We start from the raw sequence: 26,076 nt of genomic DNA on the forward strand, positions 1-26,076 counted from the left end.
ACTAAACAGGGTATCGTCTTCCTCCCATCGTTTTATTGAGAATGCTATGCGTACTGTTTCACCTTCTGCCACCCGCCACACCTGGCTTTTGATTGCGGGCATCTTACTGATCGCCTCGACGCTACGCGTCACCTTTACCGGAGCCGCGCCACTGCTTGACGCTATTCGCGCGCAATACAGCTTAACCACTGCCCAAACCGGTTTGCTGACAACCCTTCCCCTGCTGGCTTTTGGGCTGGTCTCCCCACTGGCTGCGGGTATCGCGCAGCGGCTGGGCATTGAACGCAGCCTGTTAGTCGCCCTGCTACTCATTTGCAGCGGCATTGCGGTGCGCTCGTTACCGGCAGTGAGTCTGCTGTTCGTCGGCACGGCGATCATTGGTTGCGGAATTGCGTTGGGTAACGTACTGCTGCCGGGGTTAATCAAACGCGATTTTGCGGGCAACGTCGCCCGCATGACCGGCGCATATTCTGTCACCATGGGGGCCGCCGCCGCACTGGGCTCCGCCATGGTCGTGCCGCTGGCTCTGAACGGTTTCGGCTGGCGTGGCGCATTACTGGGGCTGATGATCTTTCCGCTCCTGGCGTTACTGCTGTGGTTACCGCAGTGGCGCGCGGCAAAAACCGCCACGCTGACCACCTCGCGTACCCTGAAAAGCCGCGGGATTTGGCGTTCATCGCTGGCGTGGCAGGTCACTCTCTTTTTGGGGATCAACTCACTGGTCTATTATGTCGTGATCGGCTGGCTGCCCGCTATTTTGATTGGGCAGGGCTACAGCGAAGCGCAGGCGGGTTCGCTGCACGGGCTGTTGCAGTTGGCGACCGCCGCACCGGGATTGGTGATTCCGCTGATCCTGCATCGGCTCAAAGATCAGCGTGGGATCGCCATCCTCGTCGCGCTAATGTGTGCCGTGAGTGCGGCGGGCTACTGGCTCTTCCCGGCGCAGGCCGTGGTCTGGACGCTCATTTTCGGCTTCGGTTCCGGGGCGACAATGATCCTCGGTCTGACCTTTATTGGCCTGCGCGCCAGCTCGGCACATCAGGCAGCGGCACTGTCCGGAATGGCGCAGTCTGTGGGTTATTTGCTGGCAGCCTGTGGGCCGCCGCTGATGGGAAAAATCCACGACGCCAGCGGTGACTGGCATATCCCGCTCTACGCCGTGGCGGTCATTTCACTGGTGATGGCGCTGTTTGGCGCACTCGCCGGACGCGACCGGGAAATTCACTAAGCGTTTAATTGGCCGCTGTGTACAGGAAAGCCTGTACCAGCGGCGCAGGGCGACCTTCCAGTGCATTGCGTTCATGCTGGAATAGGGTCGCCACAAAAAACGGATGCGTCACCAGTTCAACGGCGCGAATCTCCCCTTCTTCATCCCAGCCGGTCACCCGCAGCGGCTGATCCTGTAACGCCGCCGCGAATTCCGCTGAAATCCCGTAGTTACAGTGGTATCCCTCTGTAATTTCATCGCGCCCGTACGCGCGCGCAATCAGCGTGTTGGCGCGCAGTTCGACAGTGTCGGTTTTTTCCACCAGCGAGCAGGTCAGTGGCGCAATCACCATGCGGCCTTCGCTGTCGGTCTCGGCGTGAGCTGCATCGTTCCATCCCATGACATTACGCGCGTATTCAATCATCGCATGCTGGAAACCACCACAGGTGCCCAGGAATGGCAGGCTGTTTTCGCGCGCGTAACGAATCGCCAAAAATGCGCCTTCACTGTTTTTATACGGACTGGCCGGTACCACCCAGATGGCGTCGAAATCGGTTAAATCATCGATGCTGTGGATATCTGAAGTCGCGAGCCAGTGGTAGTCCACGGGAATATCCAGCACCGCTGCCGCGTCATCGATCGCCAGCGGAATCGCCTGATGGGCTGTCACGTCTGGGTTATAGTCGCCAACCAGGGCAATGCGAAGGGAATTTTTGACAGCAGGGTTTTCCATGAGTGGTCCTTATACGTAACAATTTTTCGAACAACATGATGCGCGTAATCCTGGTGGAGTCGCCCTTGAATAGCAATACCCGGGAGGGGGTGGTATTGTGGAAAGTCTATCATCTGGATGAGCGTAAAGGAGGCAGGAGATGATCCAGTGTAAACGCGTTTATGACGCAGCAACACCCGAAGATGGTTATCGCGTGCTCGTCGACCGGCTATGGCCACGCGGCATCAAAAAGGAAAACCTTGTCTACGATGACTGGTGTAAAGTGCTCACGCCCTCCGCCGAACTGCGTAAGGCGTATCACAGCGAGGTGATCGATTTTGCGACCTTCTGCCAGCACTACCGCGATGAACTGAATCAGCATCGCGAGGAAGGCATTCGTCTGCAAGGTATCGCCAATACCCAGGGCCTTACGCTACTTTATGCCGCGACCAATACCACACAAAACCATGCGCGCGTGTTAGCCGACTGGTTGAGCAAACTGTAAAGCGCCTCAATGCTACGCCTGGCGGCGTAGCATTATGCAAGACTGAGCGTTTTTTCCGCTTCGGGCAACGCATCCGGCGTAAGCGGCAAAAGATACTCGCTGCGCACAAACGCGAATCCGTATTGCCCATCTGCCGCCCGCACATCACCGGTAACCAGCCATAACGCGCGGGGTGATTGCGCAGGCATTTGCGTCATCACGCCATTCACCGGATTTAAAATACGCTCTCCCGGCGCGCAAAGCGCAAACAGCTCAACGGCTTTACCAATATTCGCGCGACCTGCTGGGGTACGCGCGGCAATAATCAGGGCAGTGCTACCCGGTTTATGCAAAAACATGCTCTCGTTCTACTCACGTTCTTCGGTTAAGAATTATCCGAAACGAAGTTTACTCAAGAGCCGCGATATTGTCACGATTTCTGCGGATGATCGCGCCGCCAGAGCGCCCACTCATCTATACGCTCGCCACCCGGCAATAGGCAAAGATTGCTCTCTCCCTGCGCACTCTTTTGCGCAATCAATTTACCGCCCTTTTCCACGCAGTACACCGACGCCGGGTTAGCCATACCTATCTGTTTTGGCGGCGGTGGCGCATCGGGTTGTTGTTGTGCGCATCCGACAAGAAGTAGTGCGGCACCGATCAGAATCTGTTTCGACATGCTTTTTCCTTTTAGATGAGGTTTCACTTTAAACTCCATGATTTCTCCATTTTAACTGCACTTTTGCCGAATAAAGTACTCCCCGTTCTCGAACTGACCAGAGAACAGATCATTCCATAATCAATGAGTTTTTGCCCCATCTCCCCCGATGGGGCTTTTTTTTGTCCTCAAAGCCTTATTTTCCTGCGCCAGAATGTATAAAATTTGATATATCCAGGCTGTATTCTTATTACGCAGTCAGAAAATTCTTACCAACGTACCGCAATCTCCACCGCTGTACGGGAGCTTTTTTCATGTCCGACAACATTCTTGCCCGGGTATCACATACCCTTGCCACAGAACAATCACTGGAGTGTCTGGTTCGCCAGTTGCTCGAAATGCTTGAGCTGGTCACCAATATGGAGTCAACGTATCTGACTAAAATCGATACGGAAGCCCAGCTGCAACATATTGTTTATGCGCGCAATAGCGGTGAAATGACCATCCCGGAAAACGCCTCCGTTCCCTGGGAAGGGTCGTTATGCAAACGGGCGATGGATGAGAACTTTTTCTTTTGTAATGACGTCGATGTCCACTGGGCCGATTGTGAGCGTGCGCGCGAGCTTGGTATCACCACCTTTCTCAGTACCCCGGTGCATCTGGCGGATGGTTCACTGTATGGAACGCTGTGCGCCTCCAGTAAGCAAACCATGCCCTTTAGCCTTAACGGTGAGCAGGTTCTTCAGCTGTTCGCCAGTATTATTGCTCGTTATATTGAGAAAGAGTCACTGGTAAATCAACTGCGTGCGGCGAATGCGGCGCTGATATACCACTCCTACACCGATGCGCTTACGGGTTTGCCGAATCGCCGGGCGATATTTGAGAATCTGGAGACCCTGTTCTCTCATGCCCGAAAAGTGGGTTGCCATATTACATTAGCCTATATCGACCTCGATGACTTTAAGGCAATCAATGATCGCTACGGACATCACTGTGGCGATCAGTTCTTACAGCAGATTGGGCAACGGCTTTTAGACTTCAAAACGGAAGATGGCCTTGTAGGCCGCCTGGGTGGCGATGAATTTCTGGCTGCGGTACTCTGTACCTCAACGCATAAACCAACGCAGTTTGTCACTTCGTTGCGCGAGCAGCTCAGTGGGGATTATTTATTAGCAGAAACCACCTTCCACTATCCGGGAACCAGTATCGGCGTGATTGATATTGACCCTAACACAACGGATATTGAAAGCGCTATGCGAGACGCTGATGGAGCGATGTATCTGGATAAACAAATGCGCCGTCAGGTGTATTCGCCATGGTATAACGGTTAAGATTCACCCTACGCAATATGAATAAATAACATTCAGGATAAAATAATGAGGCTTGGTATCGCTTTTCCTATCGTCATCTTTATAGTGGCGGTCATTTTTCTGGGCTGGTTCTTTATCGGCGGTTACGCACTCCCGGACGGTGTAAGATGAGAAAAACAACCATCATTATGTTGATTGTTGCAATTGTTGCCGTCGCCGGGACTCAACTGGGCTGGTGGTAATCCGCATAAAGGCCGGTTCACCGGCCTGATGACGCCTTTTCGCCCTTCTTCATGCGATACATGTCGGCATCCGCCTGCTGGATTGCGTTATCCAGATTATCTGCATCTGTCGACATTCCCCATGATACGGATAACGGCACCCTTTCGCCCTTGACCGTAAAAGCATGCTGCGTTATCTGCAAAGCAATACGTTCAGCGATATAGCGCGCCTCCTCTTTGCTCGCGCTGGCCAGCAGGATGACAAACTCATCACCGCCAGTACGGATCACCAGATCATGAACGGCCCGTACATTATCCAACATACATTGCGCGATAACCTTTAGCGCGCGGTCGCCCACGCTATGGCCCCAGGCATCGTTTATCGCTTTAAACTTGTTGCAATCAAAGAGGAGCACTGTTGTATAACGTAATTCATGCTTCTGAATGAGTTCCAGGATATTACGCGTGTAACTACCGGTAAGCGCATCAGAATAGAATCGATTGTCACCTTTATTTAACCGACGGCGAATAACAAAGAACAGTAATATAAAGAGTAACGGCGTCAGCAGAACAGCAGTGGAAGCCATCGGATCATGCAAAATGTATAAATAAAGCGGTAGTGCATAGCGGAATTCATAACGCTCGGAGAGATCGTAAACCTGGTAAACCGTTGGCCAGTCGCAGTTATCTGTCAAGCAAAGATGACTACCGTCCTGCCGGTTAACAAATTTCAGCATCAGCTCAGAGGGGACGTTATTTTTGAACGACTCGCGTAAGGCGCGCTGTAACTCTGGCTTCGAAAAATCGTACAGTAAATAACCGACTATATGATTACTCACCTGCCCTGCAGAAAGATCGTAGATATAACTTACCAGGCTGTAGGCTTTTTCGCCGGTTATTTTATCCGTATAAAAATTGGTCGAACTCCGCGCTTTTTTACGAGAATCTTTGAGTAATAAGCGGTCATAAAACGATTCAGGAATCTGGAAAAAGGCGGCAGGATTACGCGCCATTTGAGACGTATCAAAGGAAAAACGAACCGAGTCTTTACTGGTAAACCAATAAAACCAGTGCGCATCATGCGCCACAATATAACGATGGGTATCATAATGCCCAGGATTCAGCGTGTTCATTCTGGCACGCACAAACTCACCTGCGGCAAACATACAGCGCGCTTCTTTGCTCTGCGTTCTGGATATCAGCGTACCGTACCCCGGATTGATAACCGACCGGTCAGCATTGATACCCCATTCGTCACGATTACGTGGACGAAAATCACTCAAGTTACCGCACAGGTTATTACTTTTTAGCTGCTGATAGCGCACACCTGCGGCATCGGCAATTAATTCATTATCATTGAAGATGGCCAGCATATTGCTTTCCAGCGCATTAATGCCGTCATTGACCTGAGTAATCGCACGCTGATACATAAAAAAGAGATACAGGAAAATTAACAGGCCTGTGACCCCTGCGGCCACCAGCAACGCCTGCTTCTTTCGTAAGCTGTCCTGAACACGTCTCACATGCGCACCATCATAAAAGTCATCCTTTTAAACGTAACACACTTTGTGTTTTTAGCGTGTCCAGAAAGAACCTATCAGAAAAATAGGCTATTCATGCATTAAATGCATGGTTATTAACAAATTATTGTACAACTGGATACTTTATGTGCATGAGAATTAAGCGCAAAGATGGAGTAGATCGTGAGGAATACGGAGTAATCTTATCTACTAATGCATGGGCTTTTATAACAATCGTCTCAGCTGAATCGCATAGACTATTTACAGCGACAGCGTGTTACTGGAGACACTTATAATGAAAAAATTGCTCGCATTCTCTTTATTAATTGTATTGAGCAGCACACTCAGCGGATGCATCATCGATCACGATCATCACCATCGTGGCGGACATCACCACTCACACCATCGTTGATAGCAAGGAAAATTCAGGCGAGCAGTGCTCGCCTGATCTATTTAACTGTGACTCTCTTTGGGGCCCAGGAAAATAAACCCGAATGGAATTGATCCCAGTACGGTGAAAATGCAGCTGTAGACCATGACCATCGCGCCCTGTAAAAAGAACATGCCCGTTGTCCACTCTGAATAAGGCAGGTTGTACTCACGCACCACACCGCCAAACGTTGCCCGCCCCACGACAAACAACGCAATCACAAATATTGTACAGGCACACAGCAGAAATTTTTTGCCGTTCCTTGTCCGCAATTTTTCCAGCACCATACTCAACGCTCCCCTTCATGGCGATATATTACGCTGTAGTTGTAACATTTATGTGCCGATAAATGAATTTTTTTGTGAATTTGCAGTAATCTACCCCTTTTAAAGTAGTATTTAAAATGCACTTTTTGATAAATTTTCACCTGCACTTCGTGCTCTAATAACCCGTAACAAAACAGGGGGAAACATGTTACGGATTCCGCAAAGTTGTGTTCATACGCGTTCTACGCCGTTCTGGAACAAAGAGACGGCACCCGCCGGAATTTTCCAGCGTCATCTCGATAAAGGTACGCGCCAGGGTGTCTACCCTCGTCTGTCAGTACATAAAGGGGCGGTGAAATACCTGGGCTATGCTGATGAGACGATTGAACAGCCTGAAGCCGAGCTACTGATTGAAGCGGGTCACTTTGGCGTGTTCCCTCCTGAGAAATGGCATCGGATAGAACTGATGACCGAAGATACTGTTTTTCAAATTGATTTTTTCGTGGAAGCTGATGTTTTGCGATCCCTTTAAGCTCACAAGGCGACGAGTAAGGAGCCCATTATGCTGCGTATTCCTGAAAATTTTGTTCATTCCCGTTCAACACCGTTCTGGAATAAAGACACCGCGCCAAAAGCGCTGTTCACTCACCACAACACCAAAGCACATGTTTATGGCCGCCTGTCGGTAATGCAGGGCGCGGTACGCTACTTTGGTTTTCCTGACGCCGAGGCCACTGAGCCTGACGTCGATATCGTCATTGAGGCCGGTTCCTTCGGTATTTCGCCGCCGCAAAAATGGCACCGAATCGAGCTGCTGACCGACGACACTTATTTCAATATCGACTTCTTTGCCGACCCGGATGTCAAACTTGAAGGCGCAGGCCTGGGCAAAGTGGTTAATTCGCATAAGGAGTAAACATCATGGGTAAAGCAACCTATACGGTGACCGTCACGAACAACAGCAACGGCGTTTCAGTAGATTATGAAACCGATAAACCGATGGAGCTGCTGATACCTGATGTTGCTGCCGATGTGGTAAAAGATCTGATCAACACCGTGCGAGCATACGATACCGAGAATGAACACGACGTGTGTGGCTGGTAACGTATCCGGCGGAAGAGACAGCGGGAGCCAACAGGCTCCCGTTTTTAATTACTTCAGCGCAATCCGCGCCACGCTATCCGGGCCTTTAGTGGTGCTGTCATCATTGAAGTCTTGCTTCAGAGTGACATACAGCGTTTGACCGTCCGGCGTCAACAGCAGGCTGTTCGGGCGTGCGTCAAACGACCAACTTTTCTTCACCGCATAGGTGGTGGCATCCAGTTGCAACACTTTCTTCGATTCACGCTGGCTGATAAAGATCTCATTGCGTTTCGCGTCAAACTTGATGCCCAGCGCATCACCTTCAAGACGTTTAATCACGCGTCCAGTGCGCTCATCAAACACCAGCGTGGTTTTCGCTTTTGAGTCATCGGTCACGAACAGGCGCCCCGTTTGTGGATCTGTCGCCATATTCAGGAACAGGTAGCTTTTGCCATCGCCTGCGGTCAGGCGTTTTTCAATACGGTAGTTTTTCGGGTTAATCACCAGAATTTCACCGCCGCCGTTGGCCGCGTAAATACGATCGGTGGTAGGCGAGTAGATAAGTCCGGTCACCCATTTTCCGGCATTTTTGATGCGGGTTTTCAGGGTCATGGTTTTGGCATCCACCACCCAAATCAGGCCGGGATCTGCCACCCCGCCGATAAACAACAGTCCGTCGTGCCACAGGATTTCACGCGCGCCAACCGGGTCGCCGTCCGGGCCTTTTTCGCTAAATTTCACCCGTTGCAGAATCTTGCCGGTTTTGGCATCCACTTTCGATACGGCACCATCAAGGGAGTTGGTGGTGTAGAAGACGCTACCATCCGGCTCGCTCGCCATGCCAAAGTTTTTATAATCAGTATGCGTTTCGCCGGTAGTGGCAAGGGTTGCCGGGTCCAGACGATACAACACGCCACCGTTAATATCTTTAAAACCCTGTGCGCTGGCGACATAAAGCGCCTTTTCCGTCGGCGCGTAATTCATCTCATAGAGTCCATTCGCTAATACACGCTGAGTAACATCACTGCTGACAGCAAGCGGTTGCGTTTTGGATTCTACCGGCAGGTTCTTCGCCGCCTGAGACTGACATGCTGAAAGCCCCAGCGCAGCAGCAATCACAAAAGCCACCGTAACGTGACGGCGCGTAAGCACTAATTTCATTCTGTACTCCATTCGATGGATAAAGGTTCCCGTAAAGGCAACCATTAGAGAATGAGAATCATACTTATTATCGCCACTTTGGCAAACGGTCCCTGCTCTGCTGTCATATCGCCTCACCCGCTCTTTGCGGCGGTTAATCACCTTTCTCTTCGTACAACGCCCGCCCCAGGCCTGTTGGCGAAAAACCCTTACAACACTGTGATAATTAAAGGATTTACATTAACTTACATTTTAGATGAGATCATTTCTCAATTATGTAAAGCAAATGATTATCATTGCCATTCGCTCATCAAGGGCGATGGTTACAGTGGCAGGTTTTTCTATAACAAACACAACATATGAGAACGTACAATGGGTTGTTTTGACAGGGTTCCCCGTTCCGCACAGAGATCTTCAGCAAAGGCATCACGCTTTCTTTTTACAAGCCTGGCGGCGATGATTCATCTCGCCCTCGCCTCTGGCTCGGCTGTCGCTGCGGAAAATACCGATACGCAGGATGTCATGGTGGTTGATGGTGCAGCGACGGATGCGGTAGACGGGATACAGGATGAGCACGACTACAGTGTAAAAACGACGCGTGCGGGCACCAAAATGCTGCTCACCCCACGGGATGTGCCACAGTCGGTAAGCGTCATTACCGAACAACGCATGCAGGACCAAAACCTCGAAACCGTCGGCGATGTGCTGGCGAATACCACGGGGATCTCCGCCAATATTTTTGACAGTGAACGCTCCAGCTATTTTTCCCGTGGTTTTTACATCAACAACTATACCTTTGATGATATTCCCACCTCCGTCAGCGATGAGTGGAACTTTGGCGACGCGGGTGACGACACCGCTATTTATGATCGAATTGAAGTGGTGCGCGGCGCAACCGGGTTGATGACCGGCGCAGGCAACCCGGCGGCCTCGGTCAATATGGTGCGCAAACGCGCCAATAGCCGTGAATTCATGGGCAACGTCGGTGTCACTTATGGCAGTTGGAATAAACAGCGCTATGTTGCCGATCTCTCAGCCCCGCTGAATGATACGGGCTCCGTGCGCGGCAGAATCATCGCCGGATATCAGGATCAGGACAGCTGGCTGGACCGTTATCATAAACGCAAAAAATTCTTCTACGGCGTGGTGGATGCTGACATCACTGACAACACGACCGTTTCGCTGGGCTATGATTATCAGCAAAGCACTACCCGCAATCCAACCTGGGGCGGGCTGCCAACCTGGTACCGTAATGGCGTAAAAACCCATTACGATCGCAGTACTAACCCTTCAGCAGACTGGGCGCACTATTATCTTGAATCACGCAAAGTTTTCGCCGACCTGACCCGCGAATTTGATAATGGCTGGAGCCTGCGGGTGAATGGTACGCATGCGGAAGCCTCGTTTGACTCGAAACTGCTCTACTCTTTCGGCTTCCCGGATCAATCCACCGGGGAAGGCCTGTCCGGTTATGGCAGTCTCGATCGAGGCAAGCGGAAACTCGATTCCGTGGATACCTACACCACCGGCCCCTTCATGCTGCTGGGACGCCAGCACGAGCTGGTGGCGGGCATGAGCTACAGCCGACAGACCAACCGCTATTACAGCGCCGGGGCGGATATTGATGCAGCAGACATTGGCGTGTTTGATAACAACTGGAACGGCAGCCTCACGGAGCCCGCGTGGAGCGACTGGACGCTAACGTCCGATGACATCGTACGGCAAAAATCTGCTTACACTGCGGCGCGTTTCTCGCTGGCCGACCCGGTCTCCTTGATTGTGGGCGCGCGCTACACCCAGTGGAGCACCCACGGCTCGAGCGGGGATATGAGCAAAAACAACATCACGCCGTATGCCGGGCTGGTCTATGACATCAATGAAATCTGGTCGGCGTATGCCAGTTATACCTCCATCTTCCAGCCGCAGACCTACCGCGACCAGAAAGGCAGTTACCTCTCGCCGGTCACCGGAAAAAGTTACGAAACGGGCCTGAAATCCGCCTGGCTGGACGGTCGGTTAACCGCGACGGTTGCCGTGTTCCGCATTGAGCAGGATAACGTAGGCCAGGCCGATGGCGATAATCACGTCAACGGCAGCAGCGAGCAGGCCTACTACGCAGCAAAAGGCGCGGTCAGCAAGGGCGCGGAGTTTGAGCTGAACGGTGCAGTGACCGATAACCTGCAAATGACCTTTGGCGCCACGCGCTACGTCGCACGCGATTCCACAGGGCGCTTCAACAGCAATATGCCTCAGACGCAGTTTAAGCTCTTCAGCCGTTACCAGTTACCGATGCTGCGCGACCTGACCGTGGGCGGCGGCCTCACCTGGCAGAATCGAACGTATCAGGATGCCAGTGGACCGGATGGTGAAACCGCCCGCGTCCATCAGGGCAGTTATCCATTGGCGAATCTGTTTGCCCGCTACCAGGTCACGAAACAGCTGGCGGTGCAGGCGAATATCGAAAACCTCTTCGACCGCGAATACTATTCCTGGGCCAGTGATTACGTGGTGTATGGCGAACCGCGTAACTATTCAGTGAACGTCTCCTGGGCATTCTGACCGACACACGCAGAGGATATCCTCTGCGTTTTTCCCTTTCCCCCCTCCGCTTTCAGACTGATTAACCGCGCATTAACTGGATCTTAGCGCGATGTTATTCCAGGCTTGAAAGCATGAAACATACCACTGCACTGGGCATAACCGGTTTTTCGCTTATCGCTGTAACCTACGGGATGGCGAGATTTTCGTGGGGATTGATGATGCCGGAAGTGGTGAAAGAGGTGCCGTTTAGCCCGCAAATCGCCGGGATTATCGCCGCCTGTAGCTACCTGGCCTACTGCCTGGCGATCGTTTGTGCACCGTTTCTGGTCTCGCGTTTCGGCCCACGGATGCCGGCGCTGACTGCTGCACTGGCGGCAGCGCTTGGGCTCATTTTGCTGGCGCTGGCGCACTCCCCTTTCATGCTCGCCGTTGGGCTTTTTATCGCAGGCACTAGCGCAGGGTTATCTTCTCCGGCGCTGGCAGAAGCTGTTTCACAGCGAATTTCTGCGCCCCACCAGCCACAGGTGAATACCGTCATCAATGCGGGTACCGGCGCGGGAATTATTATCAGCGTTCCCATAGTAATGGCGATGCCCGGTGGTTGGCGAATGGCATGTGTGTCCTTTGCCGCACTGGCAGCACTGTGTCTGGCAATGGCTTATCGTCACCTTCCTGACCGACCACATGCAAAATCAGCGCATCTCCCCTTCAGCCTATGTGAATTGCTTTCTCCCGCGATGTTACGCTTATCCATCATCGCCCTGATAAGCGGGGCTGCGAGCGCAGCCTGGTGGAGTTTTGGCCCGGATATTATGCAAAATCAGCTTAATATCGGGGAACAACGGCGAAACTTTTTGTGGGTGATAAGCGGAGTGGCGGGGATCCTGGCCATCTTTACCGGCGTATTATCACGTCACATCTCCTGGCAACAGATTTATCGCCTTGCGCAACTATTTATGGCTTTTTCATTACTTTTTCTGGCTTTCAGCCAAAAATATTCCGGGTGGTTGATCGCATGCGTAACATTATCTGGGGCAGGCTACATTACACTTTCTGGCGTATTGTTAGTCTATGCTGCGGGTGCGCTAAACGCGACTCCAGCAGTTGGCGTCAGCCTACTATTTTTTATGCTCGCTGCAGGACAGGCATTTGGATCCTCGCTTTTCGGGCTCCTGTATAGCGGCATGGGCATTTTTCCATCGCTGCTGATATTTTCGGCGTTTTCAATATTAATGTTCTTTATACAGCCAGAGACGAAGTAGTAACTGAGGTAGAAAGAGGATTAATCCAGGGCAGAGGGGATCTTACGATCCCCGAATCATTACGTATTGACATGATGAAGAATGATTGAACGACTTAGACACGCGTGGCACGCGCAGGAATTATTTCTGGCGTGCGCATATGTGGAAATGAAGTGGGTACGGGCCGCATTTCGCTCTGTTTGGTGGTAATATAAATCATGTTATCTGGGATATTTTTATTAACAAACGACATCGCCCCAATAATAACATTATCACCCACCGTAATCGGGCCGATAAGGCAAGAGTTGGCACCAATATCAACATTGTTGCCGATAGTAATATAATCACTATCGGTCATTCCCTGCACACCACCAATGGTTGTGTTTTGCCGAATAGTGAAATTTGCGCCAATTCTGGCTCTATTGGAAATAACGACCCCCGTGTGATGAGGCATATGCAGGCAAGGGCCAATCTCGGCCTCAAGCGCAACATCGCAGGCAAACTTATCCTTAAGTCGCGCCGAAATTCTTGATGCGACTTCTTTTTGACGCTTCGAACCGTGCCGATTCATTTCACTAGCCAGACGCCACCAGAATAGAAAATTACGTCGCCGGTTTCTTTTATTACGTAATAGACGTCTCCAGGAAAATTTTTCTTTGCGTACAACTTCTATACGCCAGAACTCCATAAGATCATGAGATTTACTTGAAAAAACAAATGAGATACAAAATAAAATATTAATATAAGACTCCTTTTGTGATTCAAGTCACAAATTAGGAATAAGCTTCACTTTGGTAGAGGTAAATGTAACACAAATCCTTTTGTGTACATACCGTAGGTTAGGCATAAATAATTCAAAATATGTTATGAGTATATTAAAGTTTATAACTTCTTGATAATATAAAAGGAGCCTTTCGGCTCCTTTTGTTATCACGAACCAGGAAGCATTACATATTCGCGATAATCGCGTCACCAAACTCTGAACATTTCAGCAGCTTAGCGCCTTCCATCAGACGTTCGAAGTCATAAGTCACGGTCTTGTTAGCAATCGCGCCTTCCATGCCTTTAACAATCAGGTCAGCCGCTTCGAACCATTCCATATGACGCAGCATCATTTCTGCGGACAGAATAATGGAGCCTGGGTTGACTTTATCCTGGCCTGCGTATTTCGGTGCAGTACCGTGGGTTGCTTCGAACAGAGCACATTCGTCGCCGATGTTCGCGCCCGGAGCAATACCGATACCGCCAACCTGCGCTGCCAGGGCGTCAGAAATGTAGTCACCGTTCAGGTTCATACAGGCAATCACGTCGTACTCAGCCGGACGCAGCAGGATCTGCTGCAGGAAAGCATCCGCGATAACGTCTTTCACAACGATCTCTTTACCCGTTTTCGGGTTTTTGATTTTCAGCCACGGGCCGCCGTCGATCAGTTCGCCACCGAACTCTTCGCGAGCCAACTGGTAGCCCCAGTCTTTGAACGCCCCTTCGGTGAACTTCATGATGTTGCCTTTGTGAACCAGGGTCACAGAGTCACGGTCGTTGGCAATTGCGTATTCGATAGCGGCGCGAACCAGGCGTTTGGTGCCTTCTTCGGAGCACGGCTTGATACCGATACCGCAATGTTCCGGGAAGCGAATTTTCTTCACGCCCATCTCTTCGCGCAAGAATTTGATCACTTTTTCTGCATCAGCAGAGTCCGCTTTCCACTCGATACCCGCGTAGATATCTTCTGAGTTTTCACGGAAGATAACCATGTCGGTCAGTTCAGGGTGTTTCACCGGGCTTGGAGTGCCCTGGTAGTAACGTACCGGGCGCAGGCAAACGTAGAGGTCCAGTTCCTGACGCAGGGCAACGTTCAGAGAACGGATACCGCCGCCAACGGGTGTGGTCAACGGGCCTTTGATGGCAACGCGATATTCGCGAACCAGATCCAGCGTTTCAGCTGGCAGCCAGACATCCTGGCCATAAACCTGAGTGGATTTCTCGCCGGTGTAGATTTCCATCCAGGAAATTTTACGCTCACCTTTGTAGGCTTTCTCAACTGCGGCATTCACAACTTTGATCATCGGTGGGGTTACATCAACACCGATGCCGTCGCCTTCAATGAATGGGATAATCGGATTGTGCGGCACGTTCAGCTTGCCGTCTTTCAGGGTGATTTTTTGACCTTCTGCCGGAACAACTACTTTGCTTTCCATTCACCTCTCCTTCGAGCGCTTCTGGTGTGCTCGTCATCCTTTACGCCACAGGTTCTCGCTGTTTACTACATACCGGTTAAACCCCGGGAATGCACTGTCTTACCGCCTTCCTGCAACACAAAGAGTTAGAGCATTTTTGTTAATGATTTGTAATGATCGTGTCAATACTACCTTATTGTTCGGCGCCATGAAAGACACTCGTTATTAGGCTATAATGCGCGAATACATAACATCTGAAAATACCATGCAGAAAACTTCTTTTAGAAATCACCCGGTTAAGCGATTCAGCTCAAAACAAGCTGCCAAACAACGCAAAGATAACCCGCCAAAACGCGTAGTTTTGTTCAATAAACCCTACGATGTTTTGCCACAATTTACTGACGAAGCAGGCCGCAGCACGCTGAAAGATTTTATTCCGGTGCAGGGCGTTTACGCCGCCGGACGTCTCGATCGCGATAGCGAAGGCCTTTTAGTGCTCACCAACGACGGCGTGCTGCAGGCACGCTTGACGCAACCGGGCAAGCGCACCGGAAAAATTTACTATGTGCAGGTTGAAGGTGAACCGAGCGAGGCATCGCTGGCGGCTCTGCGCACGGGTGTGACGCTCAACGATGGCCCCACACTGCCCGCAGGTATTGAAGTGGTCAATGAACCCGAATGGCTGTGGCCGCGTAATCCGCCGATTCGCGAGCGTAAATCAATCCCCACCACCTGGCTGAAAGTCACGCTGTACGAAGGCCGCAACCGTCAGGTACGCCGCATGACGGCTCATGTCGGCCACCCTACTTTGCGTCTGATTCGCTACGCGATGGGTGATTATCGTTTGGATGGGCTGGCAAACGGCGAATGGCGTGACGCCGAATAAAAAGGAGAGAACATGTTCAAACCTCATGTGACCGTCGCGTGCATTGTGCATGCCAAAGAGAAATTTCTGGTTGTTGAAGAGTCCATCAACGGTAAAGCATTATGGAATCAACCCGCGGGACACCTTGAAGCTGATGAAACATTAGTCCAGGCCGCTGAGCGTGAACTGTGGGAAGAAACCGGGATTCGCGCCACGCCGCAGCACTTTATCCGTATGCACCAGTGGATAGCGCCCGATAAAACGCCGTTCCTGCGTTTTTTGTTTCTGATTGAGCTGGAGGATATTTGTCCGACCGAACCGCACGACAGTGACATTGATCGCTGCCTGTGGGTCAGTGCCGAGGAAATTCTTAATGCCCCTCACCTGCGTTCAAAGCTGGTCGCGGAAAGCATTCATGCCTACCAGAGCGGCGAGCGTTATCCTCTCTCGCTTATCGGCGCATTTAACTGGCCGTTTACAGAGGGTGTCAAGTAAGGGGCTGCGTGCTAGAATATGCCGCCTTGAAGTTCAATGTCGTGAGTATTCCAATGTCAGAAAGCCAGAAAAAAGTGATCGTCGGCATGTCCGGCGGTGTTGATTCCTCCGTCTCAGCCTACCTGTTGCAACAACAAGGTTATAAGGTTGAGGGCCTGTTCATGAAGAACTGGGAGGAAGACGACGGCGAGGAATATTGTACTGCCGCCGCCGATCTTGCCGATGCGCAAGCGGTCTGCGATAAGCTCGGCATTGAGCTGCACACCGTTAACTTTGCTGCTGAATACTGGGACAACGTATTTGAGCTCTTCCTGGAAGAGTACAAAGCGGGCCGCACGCCAAATCCGGATATCCTGTGCAACAAAGAGATCAAATTCAAAGCCTTCCTTGAATTCGCCGCAGAGGATTTAGGTGCTGATTACATCGCCACCGGCCACTATGTGCGCCGTAAAGATGTGGACGGCAAAAGCCAACTGCTACGCGGGCTGGACGGCAATAAAGATCAGAGCTACTTCCTTTACACACTCGGCCACGAACAGATTGCCCAAAGCCTCTTCCCGGTTGGCGAGCTGGAAAAACCGCAGGTGCGTAAAATCGCGGAAGAGCTGGATCTCATCACCGCGAAGAAAAAAGACTCTACCGGTATTTGTTTCATCGGTGAGCGTAAATTCCGTGAGTTCTTAGGTCGCTACCTCCCCGCTCAGCCGGGTAAAATCGTCACGGTTGATGGCGAAGAGATTGGCGAACACCAGGGGTTGATGTATCACACCCTGGGCCAGCGTAAAGGCCTTGGCATTGGCGGAACCAAAGAAGGGACAGAAGATCCGTGGTACGTTGTCGATAAAGATGTCGAAAACAATATTTTGGTCGTAGCCCAGGGCCACGATCATCCACGCCTGATGTCAGTGGGATTAATTGCCCAGCAACTGCATTGGGTCGATCGCGAACCGGTTAAGGGTACGTTCCGCTGTACGGTCAAAACACGTTACCGCCAAACGGATATTCCCTGCACCGTCACTGCACTGGATGAAGAGCGCATTGAAGTGCGTTTTGATGAGCCCGTTGCCGCAGTCACGCCGGGCCAGTCCGCCGTGTTCTACAACGGCGAAGTATGCCTGGGCGGCGGCGTGATCGAACAGCGCATCCCGCTGCCGGCATAATAAACAGCAGTCGTCTCCCCAACGCCGGGGCACCAGACGCCCTGGCCGCGCTTAAGCGCGGGGAATCAACAAGGAGTTAGCGTGGCGAAGAACTATTACGACATCACTCTGGCGCTGGCGGGTATCTGCCAGTCCGCCAGCCTGGTGCAACAATTGGCCCATCAGGGTCACTGCGATGGCGACGCGCTGCACGTGTCGCTGAACAGCGTTATCGATCTGAACCCGGATTCTACCCTCGGCGTATTCGGTGGCAGTGAAGCGAATCTTCGTCTCGGTCTGGAAACACTGTTAGGCGTGCTGAATGCCAGCAGCCGTCAGGGACTCAATGCCGAGCTCACCCGCTATACTCTGAGTTTAATGGTGCTCGAGCGTAAACTGGCCTCCGCGAAAGGCGCGATGGATACACTCGGCAACCGCATCGCTGGCCTGCAGCGCCAGCTTGACCACTTTGATTTACAGTCTGAGACCCTGCTGAGCGCGATGGCCGGCATTTATGTTGATGTGATCAGCCCGCTTGGCCCGCGTATTCAGGTTACCGGCTCCCCTGCCGTACTGCAAAGCCCGCAGGTGCAGGCGAAAGTCCGCGCCTCGTTGCTGGCCGGCATCCGCTCCGCCGTGCTCTGGCACCAGGTTGGTGGTGGACGCCTGCAGCTCATGTTTTCCCGTAATCGCCTGACCACTCAGGCCAAACAAATTCTTGCTCATTTAACCCCGGAGTTATGATCTATGGAATTATCCTCACTGACCGCCGTTTCCCCTGTCGACGGCCGCTACGGCGATAAAGTCAGCGCGCTGCGCGGCATTTTCAGCGAATTCGGTTTGCTGAAATTCCGTGTGCAAGTTGAAGTGCGCTGGCTGCAAAAGCTGGCCGCACAGGCAGCGATCAAGGAAGTTCCTGCTTTTGCCGCAGACGCAAACGGTTTCCTCGATAAAATCGTTGCAGACTTCAATGAAGACGATGCCGCGCGCATCAAAACCATTGAGCGCACCACTAACCATGACGTGAAAGCGGTTGAGTATTTCCTGAAAGAAAAAGTGGCGGATGTCCCAGAACTGCATGCGGTTTCTGAGTTCATTCACTTCGCCTGTACCTCTGAAGACATCAACAACTTGTCTCACGCGCTGATGTTAAAAACGGCGCGCGATGAAGTGATCCTGCCCTACTGGCGCAAGCTTATCGACAGCATTAAAGACTTAGCGGTGCAGTATCGTGATATTCCGCTGCTGTCGCGCACTCACGGCCAGCCGGCGACACCGTCCACCATCGGTAAAGAGATGGCCAACGTGGCCTACCGCATGGAGCGTCAGTATCGCCAGCTTAACCAGGTCGAGATTCTGGGTAAAATCAATGGTGCAGTCGGTAACTATAACGCCCACATTGTGGCGTATCCGGAAGTTGACTGGCATCAGTTCAGCGAAGAGTTCGTGACGTCTCTGGGCATTCAGTGGAACCCGTACACCACGCAGATTGAACCGCACGACTACATCGCCGAACTGTTTGACTGCATGGCGCGCTTTAACACCATCCTTATCGATTTCGATCGTGATGTGTGGGGCTACATCGCCCTGAACCACTTCAAGCAGAAAACCATCGCCGGTGAAATTGGTTCTTCCACCATGCCGCACAAAGTTAATCCGATTGACTTCGAAAACTCCGAAGGCAATTTGGGCCTGTCAAACGCCGTGCTTCAGCACCTGGCGAGCAAACTGCCTGTCTCCCGCTGGCAGCGTGACCTGACGGATTCCACCGTGCTGCGTAACCTGGGTGTCGGTATTGGTTATGCGCTGATTGCTTACCAATCAACCCTGAAAGGTGTAAGTAAACTGGAAGTAAACCGTGACCGTCTGCTGGACGAACTGGATCACAACTGGGAAGTGCTTGCGGAGCCGATTCAAACGGTAATGCGTCGTTACGGTATTGAAAAACCGTACGAAAAACTGAAAGAGCTGACGCGCGGTAAGCGCGTTGATGCCGAAGGTATGAAACAGTTTATCGACGGTCTGGCCCTGCCGGAAGACGAAAAAGTTCGCCTGAAAGCAATGACGCCAGCGAATTATATTGGCCGCGCGATTCAGATGGTTGATGATCTGAAATAATATATGCCCCTCCTTCCAATCGGGAGGAGGGTTTCTCGCCAAATCGAGTTCTCTGAATATCTTATTTTTTCACCGCTAATATCCTACCCACGTCATCTATACTTCCACCACTGGCGGGAGCGTTAATGAATCAGTAAGACACTCCTGTATTTGGGGCGCGTTTTTCTCATCAGAGAATCACTATGTACAGAGTCATTCTTCCTTTTGTTGCTGCATTGCTCTTCTTCCTGAGCGGATCGTTCATTCTGAATTTACAAATTTGGTATTCTAACAAGAGTGAATATGTCGCGGCGGCCCAGTACGCGCTGAAAAATATCGATCAAATTCTGGAAGAGGCCAGCCAGGCTACGCAAACTGGATTGGCTGTAGCGCGCGCGCAATGCTCGCTGGAAGAACAATACCGACTTGCTACCGTCGCCACCCTCAAACCACACCTGAGAACAATTTTGCTCTTAAAGGAGGGCAAGATCTGGTGTACTTCTCTGCCGGGAAATCGTTTACTGCTCACCAACGTCACTGATTTGCCTGATAGCCCGCTCTTCCTTACCGCTTCCGGGCAAAACATTCACGACACCGCGTCAATGGTGTATCAAACCCGTACCGCAGACGTCACTATTCTGGTGACCGTAAGTGATTCACAGTTACGTACCGCTCTGTTTACCTCGCAACAAAATGTCGATCCACAATTAGTGATTGGGCCGAATGCGCTCGGACTCAGGGGCGACGTTCAGACATTTCACCCTGGCGGAACGGATACGGCGTTTATTAGCTCCGCTGCCTATCCTTTCGGGATTCAGTACCAATTGCCACCGTTATTTAGCCTGACGCGTATTTTCCACCAGGGAGGTGGAATGCTGCTCTTTATTTTCTTCATTTCCTGTATTGGTTTCTGGTTATTGAGGAAATATTCAGGCAATGTGGCGACGCCTGCGGATGCCCTAAGACAGGCTATTACCCTGGGGGAGATCGTTCCGTATTACCAACCCGTAGTCGATGGCAGAGACAACTCAATCCGAGGTATCGAAGTCCTCGCCCGCTGGAAACATCCCACCGCGGGGTTCATTTCTCCGGCAACGTTTATCCCGCTTGCGGAAAAAACCGGGTTGATCATCCCCCTGACCCAGTCCCTGATGCGGCAGGTGGTAGAACACATGAATTTAATCAGCACAAAACTTCCTGAAGGGTTTCATATCGGCATTAACGTTAGCGCCGCACATATCAATTCACCGGGGTTTGTTGAGGATTGTCTGAAGTACCAGTCTGGCTTTATTCATCAACATTTGACGCTGGTTCTGGAAGTGACGGAGCGAGAACCGTTATCTGTGGATGAGCAATTACTGAACAAACTTAACAGACTTCATACGCATCATTTTGCTATTGCGCTGGATGATTTTGGCACCGGTTATTCTGGTCTCTCCTATCTTCATGACCTAAAAATTGATTACATCAAAATCGACCAAAGTTTTGTCGGCAGAGTAAATGACGATGAAGACTCCACAAAACTTCTGGATTGCGTGCTTGAGCTGGCGCGTAAGCTTTCGTTAATTATCGTGGCCGAAGGGGTTGAAACACGTACGCAGTTGGACTACCTCAACCGCAACCATATCACGCTGCTGCAAGGCTACTATTTCTATAAACCCGTTAAGTTTGTCGAACTGGTAAAAATATTACTGACGAAGCCAAAAGCCCGAATAGAGCGCTACATGGAACCCTAAATAAGGGAATCAGGATAACGCACCTTTTCCTGCCCGATGTTTAGTTTTAGTATAACCAGGCAGGGTTAAACTATTAGCTTCAATAATGATATGGAGAAAAAACATGCGCGTACTCGTGGTAGAGGATAACGCCCTGTTACGTCACCATCTGAAGGTTCAGCTTCAGGAGCTGGGTCATCAGGTTGATGCAGCGGAAGACGCAAAGGAAGCGGATTACTATTTGGGCGAGCATCTGCCGGATATCGCTATTGTCGACCTCGGGTTGCCGGATGAAGACGGTCTTTCTCTGATACGCCGCTGGCGCAGTCACGATATCTCGTTACCGGTTCTGGTACTGACCGCTCGCGAAGGCTGGCAGGATAAAGTCGAAGTGCTGAGCGCCGGGGCGGATGACTACGTCACCAAACCGTTCCATATTGAAGAAGTGGCTGCGCGCATGCAGGCGCTGATGCGCCGTAACAGCGGTCACGCATCGCAGGTGATCTCCTTGCCGCCGTTCCAGGTGGATCTCTCACGTCGTGAACTGTCGATTAACGATGAAGTGATCAAGCTAACGGCATTCGAATACACCATTATTGAGACGCTAATCCGCAATAACGGTAAAGTCGTCAGTAAAGATTCCCTGATGCTTCAGCTCTACCCTGACGCAGAACTGCGTGAGAGCCACACCATTGATGTACTGATGGGGCGTCTGCGCAAAAAAATTCAGGCGCAATATCCGCATGACGTAATCAACACTGTTCGGGGACAGGGCTATCTGTTCGAACTGCGCGGATGAATAAGCTATTGCGGCATATGCTGCCCCTCTCGCTGCGGGTTCGCTTCTTGCTGGCGACCGCAGCCGTGGTAATGGTGCTTTCTCTTGCTTACGGTATGGTCGCCCTGGTGGGCTACAGCGTCAGCTTCGACAAAACCACTTTTCGTCTGCTGCGCGGCGAAAGCAATCTGTTCTACACCTTTTCCAAATGGGAAGACGGAAAATTAACCGTCGATATGCCCGATAATCTCATCCGTCAAAGCCCGACAATGGCCATTATCTATGACACCAAAGGCAATTTGCTTTGGCAGCAGAAAGATATTCCCTGGCTCAAAAACCGTATTCAGAAGGAGTGGCTTCGCGGAAACGGTTTTCATGAGATTGAAGCGGACATAACCTCTTCCAGCACCTTGCTGACGGACAATCATGAAGCACAGGAACAATTAAGCGAAATTCGCAAAGAAGATGATGATTCTGAGATGACGCACTCGGTTGCCGTCAACAGCTACCCGGCTACAAAGATGATGCCCGCGCTGGTGATCGTGGTGATCGATACGATACCTATTGAGCTAAAACGCTCCTATATGGTCTGGAGCTGGTTTATTTACGTACTGGCGGCCAATCTCTTGCTGGTCGTTCCCCTGCTCTGGGTGGCGGCGCACTGGAGCCTGCGCCCGCTCGCGGCGCTGACTCGCGAGGTACGCGAGCTTGAAGAGCATAACCGTGAAGCGTTAAACCCGGAAACCACGCGTGAGTTGACTGGTCTGGTGCGCAATCTTAATCGCCTGCTGAAAAGCGAACGCGAACGTTATGATAAATATCGCACCACCCTCACCGACCTGACTCACAGTCTGAAAACGCCACTGGCGGTACTGCAAAGTTCACTACGTTCGCTACGCAGTGAAAAAATCAGCGTCAGCGAGGCCGAACCCATCATGCTGGAGCAAATCAGCCGCATTTCACAGCAGATCGGCTATTACCTCAATCGCGCCAGCATGCGTACCGACAGCACCTTGTTGAGCCGCGAGCTTCACCCGGTCGCGCCGACGCTGGATAGTTTAATTTCCGCGTTGAATAAGGTGTATCAGCGTAAGGGCGTGAGCATTAGCCTCGATATTTCGCCGGAGATCAGCTTTGTCGGCGAGAAAAACGACTTTATGGAAGTCATGGGGAACGTACTGGATAACGCCTGCAAATACTGCCTTGAATTCGTCGAAGTTTCCGCGCACCAGTCTGACAACCAACTGCACGTGATTGTCGAAGATGATGGCCCGGGGATCCCCCAGGGTAAGCGCGATCTGGTGTTCGACCGCGGGCAGCGTGCTGATACGCTCAGGCCCGGTCAGGGCGTCGGGCTCTCCGTGGCGCGTGATATTGTCGAACAGTATGACGGGCAAATCATCACCGCCGACAGCCTGCTGGGCGGCGCAAAAATGGACGTGGTGTTTGGCCGCCAGAACCTGGAACATCACGTCGGCTAAATCCGGGTTGTGCAGCAGGTGTTTCCGCAGATTATGTGTATAATCCGGGGAAACACCTGCTGCGGACATACTCATATGGATTATCACTTAACGCTCAACTGGCCCGACTTTATCGAACGCTACTGGCAGAAACGCCCGGTGGTACTCAAACGTGGGTTCGCCAACTTTGTTGACCCTATTTCGCCGGATGAGCTGGCGGGGCTGGCGATGGAAAATGAGGTCGACAGCCGCCTGGTGAGTCATCTCGACGGGAAATGGCAGGTCAGCCACGGGCCGTTTGAAAGCTACGATCACCTGGATGAAACCAACTGGTCGTTGCTGGTTCAGGCGGTTGATCACTGGCACGAGCCCTCTGCGGCGCTGATGCGTCCCTTCCGCGCACTTCCCGACTGGCGCATTGACGACTTAATGATCTCCTTCTCTGTACCGGGCGGCGGCGTTGGCCCGCATCTCGATCAGTACGACGTCTTCATTATCCAGGGTACGGGCCGCCGTCGCTGGTGCGTGGGCGAGAAGGTGCCGATGAAGCAGCACTGCCCGCACCCTGATTTACTCCAGGTCGATCCTTTCGAAGGCATTATTGATGAAGAGCTGGAGCCTGGCGACATTCTCTACATTCCGCCTGGATTCCCACACGAAGGTTATTCGCTGGAAAACTCGCTGAATTACTCCGTAGGCTTCCGCGCGCCCAGTGGCCGTGAATTGTTCAGTGGTTTTGCCGATTACATCCTGCAACGTGAACTGGGCAGCCAGCGCTATACCGATCCGGACGTGCCCGCACGCGAGCATCCGGCGGAGATTCTGCCGCAGGAAGTCGACCGTCTGCGTGACATGATGCAGGGGTTAATGAATCAACCCGAGCAGTTCCAGCAATGGCTCGGCGAGTTTATCAGTCAGTCACGCCACGAGCTTGACGTGGCGCCACCAGAGCCGCCGTATCAGCCGGATGAAATTTACGACGCACTCCAACAGGGTGATAAACTGGCACGTCTGGGCGGGTTACGCGTACTGAAAATCGGCGACGATGTTTTCGTTAACGGTGAGAAAGTCGACTCGCCTCATCGCCCGGCGCTCAATGCGCTGGCAGGCAATATGGTGCTGGAAAGCGAACATTTCGGTGATGCGCTGGAAGACCCGTCATTCCTTGCCATGCTGGCCGCGCTGGTGAACAGCGGGTACTGGTTTTTTGAGGGATGAGTGAGGCCCCTCACCCCGGCCCTCTCCCTGTGGAGAGGGTTAGAGTGAGGGGGGAGACTTACCCGGCCCGCTTCGCCGTCAACTCCGCGATACGCACAATCACCTGCACCGCTTTTTCCATCCCTTCCAGCGTCACAAACTCATGTTTACCATGATAGTTGTAGCCACCGGTGAAGAGGTTCGGGCATGGCAGCCCCATAAAGGAGAGCTGCGCGCCGTCGGTGCCGCCGCGAATCGGTTTGAGATCCGGCTCGATATGGCAATCACGCATCGCCTGCTGCGCGATATCAATGATGTGCGGATGCTCCATCACTTTTTCGCGCATGTTGTAATAGCTGTCTTCAATCACCAGTTCAATGTAGCAGTCCGGATGCAGGCCTTTGCCGACCTTCTTGGCGATCTCCATCATTTTGCGTTTACGCGCTTCAAACTGCTTACGGTCAAAATCGCGAATGATGTAGTGCATCTCTGCACGGTCAACGGAGCCTTTCATCGTGTTGAGATGATAAAAACCTTCGTAACCGTCTGTTTTTTCCGGACTCTCGTCAGCGGGCACTTCTGCGTGAATTCGCGCGGCCAGCGACAGCGCGTTAACCATTACGCCTTTCGCAGTACCTGGATGCACATTATTACCGACGATCTTGATAATCACCGATGCGGCGTTGAAGTTTTCATATTCCAGCTCACCCACGCCGCCGCCATCGACAGTGTACGCCCAGCGGGCGTTAAAGGCTTCCACATCAAAGTGTTTTGCGCCCTTGCCTACTTCTTCGTCCGGCGTAAACGCCACGCGGATGTCACCATGAGGAATGTTTTTCTCTTTCAGTACCGCCAGCGCGGTCATGATTTCCGCGATGCCCGCTTTATCATCTGCGCCGAGCAGCGTTTTACCGTCGGTGGTGATAAGCGTCTGCCCCAGCAGTTGATGCAGCACCGGGAACATCACTGGCGAAAGCACTTCATCGCCGATGCCCAGCGCAATATCACCGCCGCGATAGTTTTCCACGATTTGCGGATTGACGTTTTTACCGCTGAAATCAGGTGCGGTATCGACGTGTGAAATAAAGCCCACTGCCGGAATATCGCCATCAATATTCGCCGGCAACGTGCCCATCACAGTGCCTTTTTCGCTCAGAGTGACATTCACCAGCCCCATTGCTTCAAGCTGTTCTTTGAGCAGATGCAACAGTTTCCACTGCCCCTCTGTACTCGGCACCTGACGCACGCCGGGCTTCGATTGCGTGTCCAGAGAAACATACTGTAAAAAACGCTCAAGTAATTTATCCATGCAGTCACCCTCACTTTTTGTGACAACATTA

At 51.9% G+C, this 26,076-nt stretch carries 28 protein-coding genes; 19 read left to right on the forward strand and 9 right to left on the reverse strand.

Annotated features, from left to right (window positions below; all coding sequences use genetic code 11):
• Window positions 1-46: 46 nt before the first annotated feature.
• Window positions 47-1,228 carry a CynX/NimT family MFS transporter gene (locus DBY68_RS13915; RefSeq protein ID WP_108475689.1) on the forward strand — a complete coding sequence of 394 codons (1,182 nt, stop codon included), beginning with the start codon at window positions 47-49 and terminating at the stop codon, window positions 1,226-1,228.
• 4 nt (window positions 1,229-1,232) lie between these two features.
• Here the strand turns inward: DBY68_RS13915 and DBY68_RS13920 are convergent, their stop codons facing one another.
• A complete protein-coding gene (locus DBY68_RS13920) occupies window positions 1,233-1,940 on the reverse strand; it encodes a CTP synthase (RefSeq protein WP_108475690.1) in 708 nt (235 codons plus the stop codon).
• A 139-nt stretch (window positions 1,941-2,079) separates the two neighbouring features.
• Here DBY68_RS13920 and DBY68_RS13925 point away from each other — a divergent pair, with 139 nt between their 5' ends.
• Entirely contained in the window at window positions 2,080-2,424 is a 345-nt protein-coding gene (locus DBY68_RS13925; RefSeq protein WP_108475691.1) for a DUF488 domain-containing protein, read from the forward strand.
• A gap of 32 nt (window positions 2,425-2,456) precedes the next feature.
• Here the strand turns inward: DBY68_RS13925 and DBY68_RS13930 are convergent, their stop codons facing one another.
• Entirely contained in the window at window positions 2,457-2,762 is a 306-nt protein-coding gene (locus DBY68_RS13930; protein ID WP_108475692.1) for a hypothetical protein, read from the reverse strand.
• A gap of 71 nt (window positions 2,763-2,833) precedes the next feature.
• A complete protein-coding gene (locus tag DBY68_RS13935) occupies window positions 2,834-3,082 on the reverse strand; it encodes a DUF333 domain-containing protein (protein ID WP_108475780.1) in 249 nt (82 codons plus the stop codon).
• A 293-nt stretch (window positions 3,083-3,375) separates the two neighbouring features.
• Between DBY68_RS13935 and DBY68_RS13940 the strand changes: the two genes are divergently transcribed.
• Both DBY68_RS13940 and DBY68_RS13945 read left to right on the forward strand, forming a co-directional pair.
• Complete coding sequence (locus tag DBY68_RS13940) at window positions 3,376-4,392, forward strand: sensor domain-containing diguanylate cyclase (RefSeq protein WP_108475693.1); 1,017 nt, start codon at window positions 3,376-3,378, stop codon at window positions 4,390-4,392.
• A 45-nt stretch (window positions 4,393-4,437) separates the two neighbouring features.
• On the forward strand, window positions 4,438-4,542 hold the full coding sequence (locus DBY68_RS13945) for a YoaK family small membrane protein (protein WP_108475694.1): 105 nt from the start codon (window positions 4,438-4,440) through the stop codon (window positions 4,540-4,542).
• An 88-nt stretch (window positions 4,543-4,630) separates the two neighbouring features.
• Here DBY68_RS13945 and DBY68_RS13955 read toward each other — a convergent pair whose 3' ends face one another.
• Window positions 4,631-6,115 carry a GGDEF domain-containing protein gene (locus tag DBY68_RS13955; protein WP_233503891.1) on the reverse strand — a complete coding sequence of 495 codons (1,485 nt, stop codon included), beginning with the start codon at window positions 6,113-6,115 and terminating at the stop codon, window positions 4,631-4,633.
• A gap of 292 nt (window positions 6,116-6,407) precedes the next feature.
• Between DBY68_RS13955 and DBY68_RS23255 the strand changes: the two genes are divergently transcribed.
• A complete protein-coding gene (locus DBY68_RS23255; protein WP_308434222.1) occupies window positions 6,408-6,524 on the forward strand; it encodes a hypothetical protein in 117 nt (38 codons plus the stop codon).
• Window positions 6,525-6,565: 41 nt separating this feature from the next.
• Here the strand turns inward: DBY68_RS23255 and DBY68_RS13960 are convergent, their stop codons facing one another.
• The gene (locus DBY68_RS13960) at window positions 6,566-6,829 is read right to left on the reverse strand and encodes a DUF2534 family protein (protein WP_015964815.1); all 264 of its coding nucleotides are present in this window, start codon (window positions 6,827-6,829) and stop codon (window positions 6,566-6,568) included.
• Between the two features lie 184 nt (window positions 6,830-7,013).
• On the opposite strand from DBY68_RS13960, the gene DBY68_RS13965 reads away from it, so the two are divergent.
• Genes DBY68_RS13965 through DBY68_RS13975 form a run of 3 tightly spaced genes read left to right on the forward strand, consistent with a single transcriptional unit; the run spans window position 7,014 to window position 7,912 of the window.
• Window positions 7,014-7,340, forward strand: coding sequence for a DUF1971 domain-containing protein (locus tag DBY68_RS13965; RefSeq protein ID WP_108475695.1), 327 nt, complete (start codon window positions 7,014-7,016; stop codon window positions 7,338-7,340).
• A 30-nt stretch (window positions 7,341-7,370) separates the two neighbouring features.
• Window positions 7,371-7,724: a DUF1971 domain-containing protein gene (locus DBY68_RS13970; RefSeq protein ID WP_108475696.1), complete on the forward strand. Its 354-nt coding sequence runs from the start codon at window positions 7,371-7,373 to the stop codon at window positions 7,722-7,724.
• 5 nt (window positions 7,725-7,729) lie between these two features.
• Window positions 7,730-7,912 carry a DUF1869 domain-containing protein gene (locus tag DBY68_RS13975; RefSeq protein ID WP_108475697.1) on the forward strand — a complete coding sequence of 61 codons (183 nt, stop codon included), beginning with the start codon at window positions 7,730-7,732 and terminating at the stop codon, window positions 7,910-7,912.
• Between the two features lie 48 nt (window positions 7,913-7,960).
• Here the strand turns inward: DBY68_RS13975 and DBY68_RS13980 are convergent, their stop codons facing one another.
• Window positions 7,961-9,052: a hypothetical protein gene (locus DBY68_RS13980; RefSeq protein WP_108475698.1), complete on the reverse strand. Its 1,092-nt coding sequence runs from the start codon at window positions 9,050-9,052 to the stop codon at window positions 7,961-7,963.
• Window positions 9,053-9,403: 351 nt separating this feature from the next.
• Between DBY68_RS13980 and fhuE the strand changes: the two genes are divergently transcribed.
• Both fhuE and DBY68_RS13990 read left to right on the forward strand, forming a co-directional pair.
• Window positions 9,404-11,590 (forward strand): ferric-rhodotorulic acid/ferric-coprogen receptor FhuE, encoded by a 2,187-nt coding sequence (gene fhuE, locus DBY68_RS13985; protein WP_108475699.1) that lies wholly within the window; start codon window positions 9,404-9,406, stop codon window positions 11,588-11,590.
• 113 nt (window positions 11,591-11,703) lie between these two features.
• Complete coding sequence (locus DBY68_RS13990) at window positions 11,704-12,834, forward strand: MFS transporter (protein WP_108475700.1); 1,131 nt, start codon at window positions 11,704-11,706, stop codon at window positions 12,832-12,834.
• Window positions 12,835-12,928: 94 nt separating this feature from the next.
• Here the strand turns inward: DBY68_RS13990 and DBY68_RS13995 are convergent, their stop codons facing one another.
• Together DBY68_RS13995 and icd are read right to left on the reverse strand one after the other, a co-directional pair.
• Window positions 12,929-13,501, reverse strand: coding sequence for a DapH/DapD/GlmU-related protein (locus DBY68_RS13995; RefSeq protein WP_108475701.1), 573 nt, complete (start codon window positions 13,499-13,501; stop codon window positions 12,929-12,931).
• 259 nt (window positions 13,502-13,760) lie between these two features.
• A complete protein-coding gene (gene icd, locus DBY68_RS14000; protein ID WP_015964823.1) occupies window positions 13,761-15,011 on the reverse strand; it encodes an NADP-dependent isocitrate dehydrogenase in 1,251 nt (416 codons plus the stop codon).
• A 214-nt stretch (window positions 15,012-15,225) separates the two neighbouring features.
• Here icd and rluE point away from each other — a divergent pair, with 214 nt between their 5' ends.
• The 9 genes from rluE (at window position 15,226) to DBY68_RS14045 (ending at window position 24,757) form a co-directional block, all read left to right on the forward strand.
• The gene (gene rluE, locus DBY68_RS14005) at window positions 15,226-15,876 is read left to right on the forward strand and encodes a 23S rRNA pseudouridine(2457) synthase RluE (protein ID WP_108475702.1); all 651 of its coding nucleotides are present in this window, start codon (window positions 15,226-15,228) and stop codon (window positions 15,874-15,876) included.
• A gap of 12 nt (window positions 15,877-15,888) precedes the next feature.
• A complete protein-coding gene (locus DBY68_RS14010) occupies window positions 15,889-16,350 on the forward strand; it encodes an NUDIX hydrolase (RefSeq protein WP_108475703.1) in 462 nt (153 codons plus the stop codon).
• 53 nt (window positions 16,351-16,403) lie between these two features.
• Complete coding sequence (gene mnmA / locus DBY68_RS14015) at window positions 16,404-17,510, forward strand: tRNA 2-thiouridine(34) synthase MnmA (protein ID WP_146745460.1); 1,107 nt, start codon at window positions 16,404-16,406, stop codon at window positions 17,508-17,510.
• Between the two features lie 81 nt (window positions 17,511-17,591).
• Window positions 17,592-18,233 carry a high frequency lysogenization protein HflD gene (hflD, locus tag DBY68_RS14020; RefSeq protein WP_108475705.1) on the forward strand — a complete coding sequence of 214 codons (642 nt, stop codon included), beginning with the start codon at window positions 17,592-17,594 and terminating at the stop codon, window positions 18,231-18,233.
• A 3-nt stretch (window positions 18,234-18,236) separates the two neighbouring features.
• Window positions 18,237-19,607, forward strand: coding sequence for an adenylosuccinate lyase (gene purB / locus DBY68_RS14025; RefSeq protein ID WP_108475706.1), 1,371 nt, complete (start codon window positions 18,237-18,239; stop codon window positions 19,605-19,607).
• Between the two features lie 182 nt (window positions 19,608-19,789).
• On the forward strand, window positions 19,790-21,322 hold the full coding sequence (locus DBY68_RS14030) for a cyclic diguanylate phosphodiesterase (protein ID WP_108475707.1): 1,533 nt from the start codon (window positions 19,790-19,792) through the stop codon (window positions 21,320-21,322).
• A gap of 103 nt (window positions 21,323-21,425) precedes the next feature.
• Window positions 21,426-22,100, forward strand: a complete 675-nt coding sequence (gene phoP, locus DBY68_RS14035) for a two-component system response regulator PhoP (protein WP_015964830.1) — start codon at window positions 21,426-21,428, stop codon at window positions 22,098-22,100.
• Window positions 22,097-23,560 carry a two-component system sensor histidine kinase PhoQ gene (phoQ, locus tag DBY68_RS14040; protein WP_108475708.1) on the forward strand — a complete coding sequence of 488 codons (1,464 nt, stop codon included), beginning with the start codon at window positions 22,097-22,099 and terminating at the stop codon, window positions 23,558-23,560. The genes phoP and phoQ overlap by 4 nt, the downstream gene beginning before the upstream one ends.
• 75 nt (window positions 23,561-23,635) lie before the next feature.
• The gene (locus DBY68_RS14045; protein ID WP_108475709.1) at window positions 23,636-24,757 is read left to right on the forward strand and encodes a cupin domain-containing protein; all 1,122 of its coding nucleotides are present in this window, start codon (window positions 23,636-23,638) and stop codon (window positions 24,755-24,757) included.
• A 58-nt stretch (window positions 24,758-24,815) separates the two neighbouring features.
• Here the strand turns inward: DBY68_RS14045 and pepT are convergent, their stop codons facing one another.
• Window positions 24,816-26,045, reverse strand: coding sequence for a peptidase T (gene pepT / locus DBY68_RS14050; RefSeq protein WP_108475710.1), 1,230 nt, complete (start codon window positions 26,043-26,045; stop codon window positions 24,816-24,818).
• Window positions 26,046-26,076 lie beyond the last annotated feature (31 nt).

Origin of the sequence: Pseudocitrobacter sp. RIT415 (assembly GCF_003057695.2) — a bacterium.
Taxonomy (GTDB): domain Bacteria; phylum Pseudomonadota; class Gammaproteobacteria; order Enterobacterales; family Enterobacteriaceae; genus Pseudocitrobacter; species Pseudocitrobacter faecalis.